Annotated in this window: 17 protein-coding genes and 2 tRNA genes; 13 read left to right on the top strand and 6 right to left on the bottom strand. The window is 66.9% G+C overall.

The window, feature by feature from the left end; translation table 11 throughout:
• Positions 1–17 precede the first annotated feature (17 nt).
• Positions 18–1,466: an NAD(P)-dependent oxidoreductase gene (locus tag MZV50_RS00805; RefSeq protein WP_252632486.1), complete on the bottom strand. Its 1,449-nt coding sequence runs from the start codon at positions 1,464–1,466 to the stop codon at positions 18–20.
• A gap of 228 nt (positions 1,467–1,694) precedes the next feature.
• Between MZV50_RS00805 and MZV50_RS00800 the strand changes: the two genes are divergently transcribed.
• The gene (locus MZV50_RS00800) at positions 1,695–2,498 is read left to right on the top strand and encodes an undecaprenyl-diphosphate phosphatase (protein WP_252632485.1); all 804 of its coding nucleotides are present in this window, start codon (positions 1,695–1,697) and stop codon (positions 2,496–2,498) included.
• A gap of 78 nt (positions 2,499–2,576) precedes the next feature.
• On the opposite strand, the gene MZV50_RS00795 is transcribed toward MZV50_RS00800, so the two are convergent.
• A complete protein-coding gene (locus MZV50_RS00795) occupies positions 2,577–3,542 on the bottom strand; it encodes a complex I NDUFA9 subunit family protein (RefSeq protein WP_252635325.1) in 966 nt (321 codons plus the stop codon).
• 170 nt (positions 3,543–3,712) lie between these two features.
• Here MZV50_RS00795 and MZV50_RS00790 point away from each other — a divergent pair.
• The 9 genes from MZV50_RS00790 (at position 3,713) to ptsN (ending at position 10,216) form a co-directional block, all read left to right on the top strand.
• A tRNA-Leu gene (locus MZV50_RS00790) sits at positions 3,713–3,799 on the top strand.
• A 168-nt stretch (positions 3,800–3,967) separates the two neighbouring features.
• Positions 3,968–4,585: a ribonuclease D gene (locus MZV50_RS00785; protein ID WP_252632484.1), complete on the top strand. Its 618-nt coding sequence runs from the start codon at positions 3,968–3,970 to the stop codon at positions 4,583–4,585.
• Between the two features lie 9 nt (positions 4,586–4,594).
• The gene (gene lptC, locus MZV50_RS00780) at positions 4,595–5,215 is read left to right on the top strand and encodes an LPS export ABC transporter periplasmic protein LptC (RefSeq protein ID WP_436792197.1); all 621 of its coding nucleotides are present in this window, start codon (positions 4,595–4,597) and stop codon (positions 5,213–5,215) included.
• A 57-nt stretch (positions 5,216–5,272) separates the two neighbouring features.
• Positions 5,273–5,836, top strand: coding sequence for an LptA/OstA family protein (locus MZV50_RS00775; protein WP_252635324.1), 564 nt, complete (start codon positions 5,273–5,275; stop codon positions 5,834–5,836).
• Positions 5,837–5,845: 9 nt separating this feature from the next.
• Entirely contained in the window at positions 5,846–6,601 is a 756-nt protein-coding gene (lptB, locus tag MZV50_RS00770) for an LPS export ABC transporter ATP-binding protein (protein WP_252632483.1), read from the top strand.
• 208 nt (positions 6,602–6,809) lie between these two features.
• Entirely contained in the window at positions 6,810–8,309 is a 1,500-nt protein-coding gene (rpoN, locus tag MZV50_RS00765; RefSeq protein ID WP_252632482.1) for an RNA polymerase factor sigma-54, read from the top strand.
• Between the two features lie 39 nt (positions 8,310–8,348).
• Positions 8,349–8,960, top strand: coding sequence for an exopolysaccharide biosynthesis protein (locus tag MZV50_RS00760; protein WP_252632481.1), 612 nt, complete (start codon positions 8,349–8,351; stop codon positions 8,958–8,960).
• A 75-nt stretch (positions 8,961–9,035) separates the two neighbouring features.
• Positions 9,036–9,668, top strand: a complete 633-nt coding sequence (hpf, locus tag MZV50_RS00755) for a ribosome hibernation-promoting factor, HPF/YfiA family (RefSeq protein WP_252632480.1) — start codon at positions 9,036–9,038, stop codon at positions 9,666–9,668.
• 83 nt (positions 9,669–9,751) lie between these two features.
• On the top strand, positions 9,752–10,216 hold the full coding sequence (ptsN, locus tag MZV50_RS00750) for a PTS IIA-like nitrogen regulatory protein PtsN (RefSeq protein WP_252632479.1): 465 nt from the start codon (positions 9,752–9,754) through the stop codon (positions 10,214–10,216).
• Between the two features lie 172 nt (positions 10,217–10,388).
• On the opposite strand, the gene MZV50_RS00745 is transcribed toward ptsN, so the two are convergent.
• The 4 genes from MZV50_RS00745 to MZV50_RS00730 form a co-directional block, all read right to left on the bottom strand.
• A complete protein-coding gene (locus MZV50_RS00745; RefSeq protein WP_252632478.1) occupies positions 10,389–10,658 on the bottom strand; it encodes a DUF1150 family protein in 270 nt (89 codons plus the stop codon).
• A 117-nt stretch (positions 10,659–10,775) separates the two neighbouring features.
• Entirely contained in the window at positions 10,776–11,204 is a 429-nt protein-coding gene (locus MZV50_RS00740) for an Hsp20 family protein (protein ID WP_252632477.1), read from the bottom strand.
• A gap of 186 nt (positions 11,205–11,390) precedes the next feature.
• A tRNA-Ala gene (locus tag MZV50_RS00735) sits at positions 11,391–11,466 on the bottom strand.
• 226 nt (positions 11,467–11,692) lie between these two features.
• On the bottom strand, positions 11,693–12,157 hold the full coding sequence (locus MZV50_RS00730; RefSeq protein WP_252632475.1) for a TIGR02300 family protein: 465 nt from the start codon (positions 12,155–12,157) through the stop codon (positions 11,693–11,695).
• A gap of 117 nt (positions 12,158–12,274) precedes the next feature.
• On the opposite strand from MZV50_RS00730, the gene aroA reads away from it, so the two are divergent.
• The 3 genes from aroA (at position 12,275) to rpsA (ending at position 16,114) form a co-directional block, all read left to right on the top strand.
• Positions 12,275–13,606 carry a 3-phosphoshikimate 1-carboxyvinyltransferase gene (gene aroA, locus MZV50_RS00725; RefSeq protein ID WP_252632473.1) on the top strand — a complete coding sequence of 444 codons (1,332 nt, stop codon included), beginning with the start codon at positions 12,275–12,277 and terminating at the stop codon, positions 13,604–13,606.
• 5 nt (positions 13,607–13,611) lie between these two features.
• Entirely contained in the window at positions 13,612–14,253 is a 642-nt protein-coding gene (cmk, locus tag MZV50_RS00720) for a (d)CMP kinase (RefSeq protein WP_252632472.1), read from the top strand.
• 151 nt (positions 14,254–14,404) lie between these two features.
• Entirely contained in the window at positions 14,405–16,114 is a 1,710-nt protein-coding gene (rpsA, locus tag MZV50_RS00715; protein ID WP_252632470.1) for a 30S ribosomal protein S1, read from the top strand.
• Positions 16,115–16,159 lie beyond the last annotated feature (45 nt).

The raw sequence follows: 16,159 nt of genomic DNA, 5'->3' as shown, positions 1-16,159 counted from the left end.
GTCTTACGGTCCTCTTCTTATTCCGCCGCGATCAGCGCGGGCGCGCCGACCTTGGCCTGCAGGTAACGGTGGATGGCGTCGGCGGCGTCGCGGCCATCCTTGATCGCCCAGACGACCAGCGAGGCGCCGCGCACGATGTCGCCGGCGGCGAACACGCCGTCCAGATTGGTCATCTGGTTGCGGACGTCGGCCTTGACCGTGCCCCAGCGCGTGACCTTCAGGTCGGGCGCCGACCACTGCTCGGGCAGGTTCTCGGGCTCGAAGCCCAGGGCCTTGACCACCAGCTGGGCCGGACGATCGAAGTCGCCGCCGGGGATTTCTTCCGGGCTCTGGCGGCCCGAGGCGTCCGGGGCGCCCAGGCGCATGCGGATGGCGCGCACGCCGGTGACGGCCTCGGCCTCGCCCGACAGGGCGCGCGGCGCGGCCAGCCATTCGAAGGTGACGCCTTCTTCTTCGGCGTTCGCGACCTCGCGCATCGAGCCGGGCATGTTGGCCTTGTCGCGGCGATAGAGGCAGGTGACCGACTTGGCGCCCTGGCGGATGGCCGTGCGCACGCAGTCCATGGCGGTGTCGCCGCCGCCGACCACGACCACGTCCTTGCCCTCGGCGTTCAGCTCGCCGGACTCGATCTCGGCCACGGTGTCGCCCAGGTCCTGGCGGTTTGAGGCGATCAGGTAGTTCAGCGCGGGCACCACGCCCTTGCTGCCGCCGCCCGGCACGGTCAGGTCGCGCGCGGCATAGACCCCCACGGCGATCAGCACCGCGTCGTGCTTGGCGCGCAGGTCTTCCAGCGTGGCGTCCCTGCCGACCTCGAAGCCCAGCTTGAAGGCGACGCCGCCATCGGCCAGGCGCCGGGTGCGGCGCTCGACGACGTCCTTCTCCAGCTTGAAGCCGGGGATGCCGTAGATCAGCAGGCCGCCGGCGCGGTCGTGGCGGTCATAGACGGTGACGTCGTAACCGGCCTCGCGCAGCCGCTCGGCGGCGGCCAGGCCGGCGGGGCCCGCGCCGATCACACCGACCGACTGACCGCGCGCCGGACCGGCGACCAGCGGCTTAACCCAGCCGTTCTCCCAGGCCTTGTCGGTCAGATAGCGTTCGACCGAGCCGATCGTCACGGTGCCGTGACCCGACTGCTCTATGACGCAGTTGCCTTCGCACAGGCGGTCCTGGGGGCAGATCCTGCCGCAGACTTCCGGCATCGAATTGGTCGCCTGCGACAGGGCGTAGGCTTCTTCCAGACGGCCCTCGGCCGTCATCCGCAGCCAGTCGGGGATGTTGTTGTGCAGGGGGCAGTGGGTCTGGCAGAACGGCACGCCGCATTGCGAGCAACGCGAGGCCTGCTCGGTCGCCTTCGCGTCGATGAAGTCGGCGTAGATCTCGTGGAAGTCGCCCGAACGTTCGGCGGCCGCACGCTTTTCAGGCGTCTTGCGGGCCACCGAGATGAATTTCAGCATGCGTTCGGCCATGCGACTTTCCCCGTCTCTCCAGTAGGAGAAAAATTGCTCAGGCCGGCCTCATACGGACTCTTCAGCGCAATAAGAATGTGTTCGTCAAATTTATGGACTTATATATCCCTGTTTACCCCATGGTCTTTGAGATCGACTCGCAACAGAAGTCCAATATAGTCCACTTTGTGGATTTACGACCTATTTACCGTGTCAGGCGCACGCCAGGCGGGGGTTTGGAGCCAAGACATGCCTGACTGGTTGAGCGCTATCATTCTGGGTCTGGTGGAGGGGCTGACGGAGTTCATTCCCGTCTCCTCCACGGGCCATCTTCTGCTGGCCAAGGGGGCCATGGGCCTGACGGATCCTGCCTGGGACACGTTCATCGTGCTGATCCAGCTGGGCGCGATCCTGGCGGTGGTGGCCCTTTATTTCCAGAAGCTGTGGGGCGTGCTGATCGGCCTGCCGACCCGGCCCGAGGCGCGCCGCTTCGCGCTCAGCGTCATCGTCGCCGTCGCCCCGGCCTTCGTCGCCGGCCTGCTTTTGCACGACGTGATCAAGAAATTCCTGTTCGAGAGCCCGCTGATCATCTGCTGGTCGCTGCTGGTCGGGGGCGTCATCCTGCTGTTCATCGACAAGAAGGCCCCGCCGGCGGTCGATCACGACGCCATGGACCTACCGCTGCACAAGGTGCTGATCGTGGGCCTGTTCCAGTGTCTGTCGCTGGTGCCGGGCGTCTCGCGCTCGGGCTCGACCATCGTCGGCTCGATGCTGTTCGGCATCGAGCGCCGGGCGGCGGCCGAGTTCAGCTTCTTCATGGCCATCCCGATCATGGTCGGGGCCTTCGCGCTGGACGTCTACAAGAACCGCGACGCCCTGGACGCCGGCCATGTCGGCATCGTCGGGATCGGCTTCGTGGTGTCGTTCCTGTCGGGCCTGGTGGTCGTGAAGTACATGCTCGACTTCGTCGGCAAGCGCGGCTTCGCGCCCTTCGCCTGGTGGCGGATCGTCGTGGGGATCGGCGGCCTGGCTGTTCTGTACCTGCACCACTGATCTCGCCGACGGGCGGACAGCAAAAGGGCGGACGCCTCGCGGCGTCCGCCCTTCTTCGTTTCGACAGGCTTGGAAGCCTTAGAACGCCCCCGCCGGGGTCTCGGCGTACTGGCCGCCCTTGCGATAGCGGTAGAGGTAGGTCGGGACCACGGCCTCGACCGCCGTGCCGATCACGCCGGCCTCGGCCAGGCCCGGCAGGCCATGCTCGGCGACGTTGTCGGTCTTCAGCATCTCGACCTGGTCGGAGGTCACCGGCGGGGTCCAGGGGATGATCGAGCCCTGGATGTCGCCCAGTGAGCCCAGCAGCGAGGCGATCGGCCAGGGCAGGGCGACCAGCGGCTTGGCGCGGCCGGTCTCGGTCAGGATCAGCTGCTGGATCTCGCGCATGGTGTAGACGGTCGGTCCGCCCAGCTCGTAGGTCACGCCGACGGCGGCTGGGCTGGTCACGGCCTTGGCGATCACGGCGGCGACGTCGGTGACGAAGACCGGCTGGACGCGGGTGTCGCCGCCGACCAGCGGCACGACCGGCGACAGGGCGGCGATCTGGGCGAACTTGTTGAAGAACTTGTCGTCGACGCCGAACACCAGCGACGGGCGAACGATGGTCGCGCCCGGGAAGGCCTCGCGCACGGCGGCCTCGCCCTCGGCCTTGGTGCGGAAATATTTCGAGGTCGAGTCGGCGTTGGCGCCCAGGGCGCTGACATGGACCAGATGCTTGACGCCGGCCTTGGCGGCGGCCTCGGCCACGGTCTTGGCGGCCATGACGTGCAGCGACTGGAACTTCTGGCGGCCGCTCTCCCAGAGCACGCCGACCAGGTTCACGCAGGCCTCGGCGCCGTTCAGGGCGCGAGCCACCGAGGCCGGATTGCGGACATTGGCCTGGAAGACCTCGATCTGGCCGACATCGCCCAGCATGCGCATACGATAGGCCAGGTTCGGCTGGCGCACGGCCACCCGCACCCGATAGCCCGCCTTGGCGAGCGCCCGCACGACCTGGCGGCCCACGAAACCGGAGCCGCCGAACACCGTGACCAGACCCTGCATCTTCATTCCTCGTCGCATGCGATGACTCTACCGCGATAAACGGGGGAATTAGACGACCCGGGCCTTGTTCGCAACGAAATCACGCTTTGTCGTTTTTTGCCTGTTGACGCGGTCAGAAGCTTTCCCTAAACGTCCCGGCCTCGCGGCGACCTAACCGGTTGCGACAGCGGGCCCAGGTGGCGGAATTGGTAGACGCGCTGGCTTCAGGTGCCAGTGACCGAAAGGTCGTGGAGGTTCGAGTCCTCTCCTGGGCACCACCCCTTACTGGCTTCTTCGAGAAGCGGGGGTGGCGCCAAAAATCCCCCCATGTCCAGAAAACTGGGCGGATAGATATCCCGTTCATCGTGAGTATAAGTGACACGCGCCTATATAGGTCGCGTGGTTCGGCGCGTCGGCGCGGTATCCTCGCTGGAGATTTCTGAGACTTGGCCAATTTCGTTCACGAGGGCGACCTGCCCGATGGCGTGTTCGCCGGCGCGAGCATCATCGCGATCGATTCGGAAACCATGGGCCTGCGCCTGGGCCGCGACCCGCTGTGCGTGGTCCAGCTGTCGTCGGGCGACGGCGACGCGCACGTGGTGCGCCTGGGCCGCCCTGGCTACGACTGTCCGAACCTGAAGGCCCTGCTGACCAATCCGGCCATTCTGAAGCTTTTCCACTTCGGGCGCTTTGATATCGCCATGTTCGAACTCCATCTGGGGGTCGTGACCGCGCCCGTCTACTGCACCAAGATCGCCTCGAAGCTGGCCCGCACCTATACGGATCGCCACGGCCTGAAGGACGTGACGCGCGAGCTGCTGGGCGTGGAGCTGTCCAAGGTCCAGCAGTCGTCGGACTGGGGCGCGCCCACGCTGAGCCCCGAACAGGTCGCCTACGCCGCCTCGGACGTGCTGCACCTGCACGCCCTGCGCGACAAGCTGAACATCATGCTGGAACGCGAGGGTCGCATGGCCCTGGCGCAACACGCCTTCGACTACCTCCCCCACCGCGCCTCGCTCGACCTGGCCGGCTGGGAAGAGGTCGATATCTTCGCCCATAGCTGACGGAAGCGGATGCACCCGACCGCGGTCATGACCGGACGAGCGATGAGCGCCGACCTCGCGCGCTGGCGCCGCCGCTCGCGCCGCGTTCTGGCCGCCCGCATCGTCCTGCCGCTGGCCATCGGCATCCTGCTGCTGATCGTCGGCTCGCAGGTCGGCTGGCGCACCTACATGGCCGCGACCCATCCGCCGACCGAGGCCAAGACCGAGATCCGCCTGATCACGCCGCGCTTCTACGGCCAGTCGACCGACGGACGCAGCTTCATGATCACCGCGCGGTCGGCGATCCGCGACGACAACGATCCGCGCCGGATCCTCCTGGACGATCCGGCCCTGACCCTGGATCTGGGCTCGCCTACGCCCACGCGGATGACCGCAAAGCACGGCGTCTATCGCCAGGACGACTTCAGCCTGAACCTGAAGGACGACGTCCGGCTGGACGATGGCACCGGTTACCGGTTCGCGTCGGAGGAGTCGTTCGTCGACACCAAGACCGGAAATGTCACGGGCGAGACCACGATGAACGGCGAAGGTCCCAGCGGACAGGTGCAATCTCGCGCTTACTCCGTATATGACAAGGGCGATCGCATCGTCTTCCGAGGCGGGGTTCGCGCGCGGTTCGAACGGCAGTAAAGAAATGGCGCAGGTTCGCTTCGGACGCGAACCGCGACGGATGAGGACATGGTTCTGATGAAGCGATGGACGGCTGCGGCGGCGACCGCGTTGATCCTGTCTGGGTTTGGGGCCGGCGCGGCCTACGCCCAGCAAGGCGACTCGAGCGCGCCGATCGACGTGTCCGCCGATCAGCAGGAAACGATCAACAGCAAGTGCATCACAATCTTCCGCGGCAACGTGGAGATCCTGCAGAACCGCTCGCGCATGCGGGCCAAGCAGGTGACGATCTACAGCGCCCGCAAGGCCGGCGGCGACGCCAACAACAGCTGCGGCGCGGCGCAACGGATGGAAGCCGAGGGCACGGTCTATCTGGTCAGCGAGGCCCAGCAGGCCCGCGGCGATCACGCCGTCTACACCTTCGACAACAACATCGCCGTGTTGACCGGCAATGTCGTCGTCACCAAGGGCAAGGACGTGACGACCGGCGACAAGCTGACGGTCAACACCAAGACCAACGACGCCAAGCTGGAATCGAACAGCCCCGGCCGATCCTCGCCGAAGCGCGTGCGCGCGGTGTTCTACCAAGACGACAAGAAGTCCGACACGCCGGCCGCCGCCGACCAGACCGCCCCGCGCTAGAGCCCGTTCATGACCCTGACCTCCAACGACATGGACGGCCTGTTCGTCGACTCCGTGGGCAAGTCGTTCGGCGACCGCCCGGTCGTCAAGAACGTCTCCCTGCGCCTCAAGCGCGGCGAGGTCGCCGGCCTCCTCGGCCCGAACGGCGCCGGCAAGACCACCTGCTTCTACATGGTCACGGGCCTGATCGCCGCCGACTACGGCGCGATCTATCTGGACGGCGAGAACATCACCGCCCAGCCGATGTTCCAGCGCGCCCGTCTCGGCGTCGGCTACCTGCCGCAGGAAGCGTCGATCTTCCGGGGCATGACGGTCGAGCAGAACGTCATGGCCGTGGTCGAGATGCGCCAGAAGGACCCGCGCAAGGCCCGCGAGCAGGTCACCAGCATCCTGGAAGAGCTGCGCATCACCCACATCCGCAAGTCGCCGGCCGTCGCCCTGTCGGGCGGTGAACGTCGCCGCGTGGAAATCGCCCGCGCCCTGGCCAGCGAACCGTCGTTCATGCTGCTGGACGAGCCCTTCGCCGGCATCGACCCCCTGGCCATCGCCGACATCCGCGAGGTGGTCGGCTACCTCAAGAGTCGCGGCATCGGCATCCTGATCACCGACCACAATGTGCGCGAGACGCTGGACATCATCGACCGCGCCTCGATCATCCACGCGGGCGAGGTGCTGTTCGAGGGCTCGCCGCGCGAGATCGTCGACAACCCGGAAGTTAAGCGCGTGTATCTGGGCGACAGCTTCTCCGAGCCCAAACTGGGGTGATCAATTGGCGCGGAAAGGCGGCGAAGATCGCCCTTTCCGCCCCTCAAGCGCGACCCAAGCTCTTGTCTTGAAAAGGCAAACGCCCTCGTCGCGATATTTTTCGGGACGGAAGGTCGCACCGGCCCGATATTTGCAAGCGTTCGCGACCCGTTAACCAAACCAGCCCTTCAATGACGCTCGAAGTTCATTCGTTCGTCAGGAGGGCGCATTGGCGCTCAGCCACCGACTGGAGCTCCGGCAAGGCCAGGGCCTCGTCATCACCCCGCAGCTGCAGCAGGCCATCAAGCTGCTGCAACTGTCGAACATCGAGCTGGACGCCTTCGTCGAGGCCGAGCTGGAGCGTAACCCGCTCCTGCAACGCGACGAGGGCGAGTCCGAGCCGGCGGGTGAGGTCGAGGCCGTCCGCGACGCCAGCCTCACCCAGGTCGACGCCGTGGCCGACATGACGGCCGGCCGCGAGATGGACTCACCGTCCGACGACGTCTCGCCGGGCGAGCGCGCCACCGGAGATGGGGCCGAGTCCGCCGCCGAGCACGCCGGCGGCCAAATCGACTGGTCGCGCGCCGGCGGCGGCGGCTCCTTCGAAGGCGACGAAGGCTACGAGAGCGCCCTGACGGACGTCCCGACCCTCGCGGCGCATCTGCGCGCGCAACTGGTCCAGGCGGCCCTGTCGCCGGCCCGCAACGCCATTGCAGAGATCCTGGTCGACGCGGTCGACGAGGGAGGCTACCTGCGCCTGGACGTGATCGAGCTGGCCGCGCGGCTGGGCTGCAAGCTGGAGATGGTCGAGGAAGTGCTCGCCGTCCTGCAGGGCTTCGAGCCCGTCGGCGTCTTCGCCCGCGACGTGCGCGAGTGCCTGGCGCTGCAGCTGAAGGACCTGAACCGCTACGATCCGTGCATGGCGGCGATGCTCGACAACCTCGAGCTCCTGGCCAAGCGCGACATGGCCGGCCTGCGCCGGATCTGCGGCGTCGACGACGAGGACCTGCGCGACATGGTCGCCGAGATCCGGTCGCTGAACCCGCGCCCCGGCGCGGCCTATCACAGCGAGCCGGCCGAGACCCTGGTGCCCGACGTCATGGTTCGCGAGGGCCTGGGCGGCATGTGGCACGTCGAGCTGAACACCGACACCCTGCCGCGCGTGCTGGTCGACCAGCGCTATCACGCCCGCGTCTCCAAGGGCGCGCGAAGCGACCAGGAGAAGACCTTCGTCGCCGACTGCATGGCCACCGCCAACTGGCTGGTGAAGAGCCTGGATCAACGCGCCAAGACCATACTGAAGGTCTCCAGCGAGATCGTGCGCCAGCAGGACGGCTTCCTGGCCTTCGGCGTCGAGCACCTGCGTCCGCTGAACCTGAAGACCGTCGCCGACGCCATCGGCATGCACGAGAGCACGGTCAGCCGCGTCACCTCCAACAAGTACATCGCCACGCCGCGCGGGGTGTTCGAGCTGAAATTCTTCTTCACCTCGGCCATCCAGTCGTCGGAAGGCGGCGAGGCCCACTCGGCCGCCAGCGTCCGCCACAAGATCAAGGGCCTGGTCGAGGCCGAGAAGCGCGAGGCCGACGTCCACTCCGACGACGCCATCGTCGAAATTCTCAAGGCCGCCGGGGTCGACATCGCCCGCCGGACCGTGGCCAAATACCGCGAAGCCATGCGGATCCCGTCGTCGGTCGAGCGCCGTCGCCTGATGAAGGAAGCGGTCTAGAACCCCTTCCGTGCGTTTCGTGGCGGTGGAAGGGTCGCGATGAGTGAAAAGAGTCTGGCGGACGTGATCGAGGGGTTCGGCGAGGACGCCAGCCCCACCCTCACGGTCGGCGAGATGCTGGTCGCGTTCGACAGCCGCGCGTTCGGAGCCATGCTGCTGGTCTTTGGCCTGCTGAACACCCTGCCGCTGCCGCCCGGGTCCTCGACCATCCTGTCGCTGCCGATCCTGTTCCTGGCCCCGCAGATCGCCATGGGCGCCGATACGCCCTGGCTGCCCCGCGCCCTGGTCGACAAACCCCTGAAGCGCGATGACCTGCGCGGGCTGTTCCGCCGGCTGGGTCCGATCGTCCGCAGCATGGAGCTGATCACCCGTCCCAGGCTGCGACCGATGTTCGCACCTCTGGGCGAGCGGGCCATCGGCGTGGTCTGTACTTTGCTGGCCCTGGTGCTGGTTCTGCCCATCCCGTTGGGCAACCTGGCGCCCGGCGCGACGGTCGCCGTGCTGGCCCTGGCGCTGCTGCAGCGGGACGGTTTTCTGGCCCTGCTGGGCTACCTGATGGCGCTCGGAAGCGGGGCTCTGCTGTTCGTCAGCGCCCATGTCGTGATCATCGCCGTGCACAAGCTGATGGGGGTCTTTTCGGGCCTCATGTAGGACCCTTAGAGACGTCCCCTTAAGGACCTAAGGCGCCGCTTGACACCCGACTTCGACAGGCGCGTTGTAGTCGGTATGCAAGTCCAAGTCTCCGGCAAGCATGTCGACGTTGGTGAGGCTCTGCGAGCGCGAGTCTCCGACGAAATCGCCCTGAGCATTGGGAAATACTTCGATCGAGGCGGTGACGCCGAGGTCGTGGTCAGCAAGGATGGCTATGCCTTCCGTGTCGATTGCTCGGTAAAATTGGCTTCCGGCCAGCAACTCATCAGCCACGGTTCCGGCGGCGACGCGCACTCGGCGTTCGACTCGGCCCTGGCCAAGATCGACACCCGTATCCGACGATACAAGAGGCGGCTGAAGAGCCACTCGGCGGCCGCCACGGCCAAGCAAGTCGAGAACGCCTCGATGTTCGTTCTCCGGGCTCCCGAGGCCGAAGATATCGAGGACGAGGACTGGGTTGGAGACAACGACCACCCGACGGGCGCGCCCGCGGCGATGGTCATCGCGGAGACCCAGGCCGCGGTGAAGACGATGACCGTTTCCATGGCTGTCATGGAACTGGACTTGACCGCCTACCCGGCAATCGTGTTTAGGAACGCCGCCCACGGCGGATTGTCCGTGGTGTACCGGCGTCCAGACGGGAATATCGGCTGGATCGATCCCGAACGCACGAAGTCGCTGAACGGGCACGGGTCGGCCGCGAGCTAACCGACCAGCCATGGTCGGAGGCGTCGTCGGCGGACTCTCGGCGACGGCGCCAAGGCGGTCGACAATGAGCGAGCGTTAGATCCATGACCATTGGCGATCTTCTGGACCCTGGAGCGGTGGCGCTGCGCGCTGGCGCTCCCGGCAAACGCCAGGCTCTTTCCATGGTCGCCGACGTCGCCGCCCGCGTGTTGGGCGTCGACGTCGAGGCCGCTCTCGAGGGCCTGGTCGAACGCGAGGCCGCCGGCTCGACCGGCGTGGGCGAGGGCGTGGCCATTCCGCACGCGCGCCTGGACGGCCTGGACCGCGTTCGCGCGGTCGTGGTGCGCCTGGACACGCCGGTGGCCTTCGACGCGCTCGACGACAAGCCCGTGGATCTTCTGGTGGCCCTGTTCGCCCCGCGCGACGCCAACGCCCAGCATCTGCGCGCCCTGGCGCGGGTGGCGCGGATGATGCGCCAGCCCGAGATCCGTTTGGCCCTGCGCCAGGCGCGCTCGGCCGACGCCATTCATGTGCTGCTGACCCACGAGGCGACCAGCACAGCGGCCTGACCTCTGCTACCCTCGCGATGCGGGGTAGCCGTCACCCCCGGGACCGACCGGAGGTCGGCCCGAGGATAAACTCCGTGACTTAGGGGGCTGGTGCGGCATTCGCCCAGCTCGCCCCCTCCGGCCCTCCGGGCCACCTCCCCCGCATCGCGGGGGGGGGGGAGGAGATTTCCATTTAGTGCACCGAGACCGGCGCCAGTTCGTGGGCGATGGCGGCGGCGATCGCCGTGTCGCGATCGATCATGACGGCCAGACGCGCCCCGTCGGCGCGACACACCGCGTACAGGGTCTGGTCGGGCGCCAGATTGAAGTCCTCCACGCCTTCCGGAACGTCGGCCAGGATCTCGGCGGCCTTGATGGGCCGGACATAGACGAGATCGGGCGCGCCGAGGGCCGCGAAGGCTTCGCTCGTGAAGAGCGGGTCGTGGTGGGTGTTAGGCGTCATGATGACCACCTCCTTGATTAGGGAACGCGCCTTTCTCCGGCCGGTTCAGCGCCGCGCCGGGAGGGACGGGTTCCGCGCGGCTCTTCAGCCCGCGCTGGGGATAGGCCACGCGGGCGATCAGCCCGCGCTCCTGATGGGAATGCGCTTGATCAGGCGCTCGGGTTCGGGCCGTGCCAGATCGATATGCAGGAGGCCATGCTCGAGGGTCGCGGCGGTCACCTCCATGCCCTCGGCGAGGACAAAGGTGCGCACGAAGCCCCGGGCGGCGATCCCGCGATGCAGGAAGGCGCGCTCGGCCTCGGAACGGCCATCGGCGCTGTCGCGCTTGCCGGCCACGATCAGCTGACCCGCTTCGACGGTCACATGCAGCTGGTCGGGCGAGAAGCCCGCCACGGCCAGGGTGATGCGCACGCCGCCGTTGTCGGCCTGCTCGACGTTGTAGGGCGGATAGCTTTCGGCGGCCGCCTTGGCGGCGCGCTCGATCAGGTCTCGGGTGTGTTCGAAGCCCAGCAGGAAGGGGCTGTCGAACAGGATCGTCCGGGTCATCGCGAAGTCCTCGCTCAAGCGACTTCGTTCGCGGAGACAAACCCGAGGATCGGCGGAGATCCCCACGACACGGCTCCAGATGTGGAGGCCGTGGCCAATCACTTCAAGAGGAGAGCGGGTTCAAGAGGCGCGGGGCGCACGGGTCCAGAAATGGACAAGGCCCGGACGTTTCCGTCCGGGCCTTGATGGTGGAGCTAAGCGGAGTCGAACCGCTGACCTCTTGAATGCCATTCAAGCGCTCTACCAGCTGAGCTATAGCCCCAAATATTTCCTAGGAACCTTGCGGTAACCCTCGGAAATCCTTGGTCTCTTCGGCGTTCCGACTTGCGTCGACCCCCGAAGAGGCGCGGAAACTAGTCCGGGATTTTTTTGGGATCAAGCCTCTTCTCGAACTTTTTTCGAGAAAAGTGTCGCACCCCCTCAAACCCCTGTGGATAGCGGGTTTCGACTGTCCGAAACCCGCTATCCAGCTGGATCAGCCGACGCGGTTAGTCGTCGTCGCCCTCGCCGGGCAGACCTTCGATCTCGTCGTCGAGATTGTCCTCGTCGTCCTCGTCCTCCAGGAACGGAACGTCGTCGGCCTCGTCTTCGGCGAGTTCTTCGTCCTCGGCGAAGTCGACGCCCAGGTCGTCACCGCCCGCGGGGGCGGCGCCGGGTTCGGCGTCTTCGTCCTCGCTGTCGATGACGTCCGGCTCGACCTTGTCGATTTCCGGGGTTTCATCGACTTCGTCCTCGAAGCCGTCCTCGTCCTTGGGAGCGGGGGCGGGCTTCTCGTCCTCGGCGTCATAGTCCGGGGTGATGGAACGCGCGCGAACGCGGCGCGACTTCAGCGCCTCTTCCGGGTCGAACTGCTCGCCACATTTGGGGCAGACGGCCGGACGGCGGTTGAGATCGTAGAACTTCGACTGGCAGTTGGGGCAGATTTGTTTTGCGCCCAGGTCGGGATTGGCCAATTGGCGACCCTTTGATCCGGATGGGAAAAGCGGCCGGTGACTTGCCATGGCGTGAGCCCGCTGTCAAAAGCAAACCCCTTCGCGAAAACCACCAAGTACTAAGGAGCCGGTTTCGGCATGTCGTCGGCTGGATTGAAGAGCGCACCCGCAGGCGCTCTGCGAGGGATCGTGCGGGCCCCGGGCGACAAGTCCATTTCCCATAGATCAATGATCCTGGGCGCGCTGGCGACCGGGACGACGACGGTCGAGGGACTGCTCGAGGGCGACGACGTCCTCGCCACCGCGCGGGCCATGCGGGCCTTCGGCGCGCGGGTCGAGCAGGAGGGCGTCGGGCGCTGGCGCATCGAGGGCAAGGGCGGCTTCGAGGAGCCGGTCGACGTCATCGATTGCGGCAACGCCGGCACCGGCGTGCGCCTGATCATGGGCGCGGCGGCCGGTTTCCCCATGTGCGCGACCTTCACCGGCGACAGTTCGCTGCGCGGCCGCCCGATGAGCCGGGTGCTGGATCCGCTGGCCCGCATGGGCGCGACCTGGCTGGGCCGCGACAAGGGCCGCCTGCCGCTGACCCTGAAGGGCGGCGCCCTGCGCGGCCTGAACTACACCCTGCCCATGGCTTCGGCCCAGGTGAAGTCGGCCGTGCTGCTGGCCGGCCTGCACGCCGAGGGTGGCGTCGAGGTCATCGAGCCGGAAGCCACCCGCGACCATACCGAGCGCATGCTGCGCGCCTTCGGCGCCGAGGTGATAGTCGAGGACCGCAAGGTCGGCGACAAGACCATCCGCCATATCCGCCTGCCCGAGGGCCAGAAGCTGACCGGCACGCACGTGGCCGTGCCCGGCGATCCGTCGTCGGCGGCCTTCCCGCTGGTGGCGGGCCTGATCGTCCCCGGCTCGGAAGTGACGGTCGAGGGCGTGATGCTCAACGCGTTGCGCACCGGCCTCTTCGCGACGCTGCAGGAAATGGGCGCGGATCTCACGATCTCGAACCAACGCGTCGCCAGCGGCGAGGACGTCGGCGACATCACCGCCCGTTACTCCAAGCTCACAGGCGTGGTCGTCCCGCCCGAGCGCGCCCCGGCGATGATCGACGAATATCCCATCCTGGCCATCGCCGCCGCCTTCGCCTCCGGCGAGACGGTGATGCGCGGCGTCGGCGAGATGCGCGTCAAGGAAAGCGATCGCATCGCCCTGACGGCGGCCGGCCTGGAAGCCTGCGGCGTCGATGTCGAGGAAGAGCCCGAGGGCTTCATCGTCCGCGGGACCGGCCAGCCGCCGCGCGGCGGGGCGACCGTCGAGACCCACGGCGACCACCGGATCGCCATGAGCCATCTGATCCTGGGCATGGCCGCCCAGGCGCCGGTGACCGTCGACGAGCCCGGCATGATCGCCACCAGCTTCCCCGGCTTCGCCGACCTGATGCGCGGCCTGGGCGCGACGCTGAGCGAGGCTTGAGGGCCGTGGGCTTCGTGATCGCCGTCGACGGCCCGGCCGCCTCGGGCAAGGGCACCATCGCCGGCCGCCTGGCCGCGCTGTACGGCTATCCGCTGATGGACACCGGCCTGCTGTACCGCGCCGTTGGCGTGGCGGTGCTGGACGGCGCCGGGGACCTAGACGATCCGATCGCCGCCGAGGCCGTGGCCCGCGACCTGGAGCTGTCCGCCCTCGACCGCGCCGAGGTTCGAACACGCGCCGCCGGCGAGGCCGCCAGCCGCGTCGCGGTGCATCCCGGGGTGCGCGCGGCCCTGTTCGATCTGCAGCGAAACTTCGCCGACCGCCAGCCCGGCTCGGTGATCGACGGCCGAGACATCGGCACCGTCATCGCCCCCCACGCGCCCGCCAAGCTGTTCGTCACCGCCCGTCCCGAGATCCGCGCCGAGCGGCGGTGGAAGCAGCTGGTCGGCCAGGGCGAGACCGTCGCCTTCGAGGATATTCTGGCCGACATCCACAAGCGCGACGCGCGTGACGGCGGCCGCAAGGACGCCCCGATGACGCAAGCGCCCGACGCCGTCTTGCTCGATACGTCGGAAATGACTATAGAGCAGGCCTTCGATGCGGCCCGCCGTATCGTCGAGGACGCGCGCGCCCACCACCGGCTCTAAGCCGGAGGGCAAATCCACCGCCGACCTCGCCGCGATAGAGAGAACATCGCGGGACCCGCAGACAACCCACTTCATCCGGAATCCCGAGAACCGCTTTCTCCAGCGGCGCTCATCACAGGGCTTCCCCCAACCTACGAGACTAAAGATCAGCATGGCTGACGATATGAGCTTCAACCCGACGCGCGACGATTTCGAAGCGCTGCTGAACGACTCGATGGGCGGCCGCGATTTCGCGGAAGGCACCGTCGTCAAAGGCAAGGTCGTCGGGATCGAAAAGGACTTCGCCATCATCGACGTCGGTCTGAAGACCGAAGGTCGCGTCCAGCTGAAGGAATTCGGCGTCGACGAGAACGGCAAGGCCACCATCAAGACCGGCGACACCGTCGAAGTCTTCCTGGAACGCCTCGAAAACGCGATGGGCGAAGCGGTCATCAGCCGCGAGAAGGCCAAGCGCGAAGAAGCCTGGACCCGTCTGGAAGGCGTCTACGCCCGCAACGAACCCGTCATGGGCGCCATTGTCGGCCGCGTGAAGGGTGGCTTCACCGTCGACCTGGGCGGCGCCTCGGCCTTCCTGCCGGGTTCGCAAGTCGACATCCGTCCGGTCCGCGACGTCGGCCCGCTGATGGGCAAGGAACAGCCCTTCGCCATCCTCAAGATGGACCGTCCGCGCGGCAACATCGTCGTCTCGCGTCGCGCCATCCTGGAAGAAGCCCGCGCCGAGCAGCGCACCGAACTGGTGTCGCAGCTGCAAGAGGGTGAAATCCGCGAAGGCGTCGTCAAGAACATCACCGACTACGGTGCGTTCGTCGACCTGGGCGGCATTGACGGCCTGCTGCACGTCACCGACATGAGCTGGAAGCGTGTCAACCACCCGAGCCAAGTGCTCGCCGTGGGCGACACCGTGAAGGTCCAGATCGTCAAGATCAACCCGGACACCCAGCGCATCAGCCTCGGCATGAAGCAGCTGCAGTCGGATCCGTGGGATGGCGTTGAAGCCAAGTACCCGGTCGGCGCCAAGTTCACGGGCCGCATCACCAACATCACCGACTACGGCGCCTTCGTGGAGCTGGAAGCCGGCGTCGAAGGCCTGGTGCACGTCTCGGAAATGTCCTGGACCAAGAAGAACGTCCACCCCGGCAAGATCGTCTCGACCTCGCAGGAAGTCGACGTGGTCGTGCTGGACGTCGATCCGTCCAAGCGCCGCGTTTCGCTGGGCCTGAAGCAAGCCCTGGCCAACCCGTGGGAAGCCTTCGTTGAAGCTCACCCGGTCGGCTCGTCGGTCGAAGGCGAAGTCAAGAACGCGACCGAATTCGGTCTGTTCATCGGCCTCGACAACGACATCGACGGCATGGTGCACCTGTCGGACATCGACTGGAGCGTCCCGGGCGAAGAAGCCATGGCGCGCTACAAGAAGGGCGACGTCGTCAAGGCGAAGGTCCTGGATGTCGACATCGAGAAGGAACGCATCTCGCTGGGCATCAAGCAGCTGGCTGGCGACCCGATGTCGGGCGACACCTTCCGCAAGAACCAGACCGTGACCGTGACCGTGACGGAAGTCACCTCGGGCGGCATCGAAGTCCGCTTCGGTGAAGATGACGCCCCGATGACCGCCTTCATCCGCAAGTCGGACCTGTCGCGCGATCGTCAGGAACAGCGCCCCGAGCGCTTCGCCGTGGGTGACCGCGTCGACGCTCAGATCACCAACATCGACAAGGCGGCTCGCCGCGTGTCGCTGTCGATCAAGTCGCTGGAAATGGCCGAAGAGAAGGAAGCCATCGAGCAGTTCGGCTCGTCGGACTCCGGCGCTTCGCTGGGCGACATCCTGGGCGCCGCTCTCCGCGAGCGCGCTTCCAAGGAATAGTCTTCGGCTCCATCGGAGTTGAAGTCGCGGCGGCTGGAGCAATCC

The sequence above is a fragment of the Caulobacter segnis genome (assembly GCF_023935105.1).
In the GTDB taxonomy this organism is placed as follows: Bacteria; Pseudomonadota; Alphaproteobacteria; order Caulobacterales; family Caulobacteraceae; genus Caulobacter; species Caulobacter segnis_B.
Note: the sequence above shows the minus strand (reverse complement) of the source record. Positions and strands in the feature narration are given on the sequence as shown.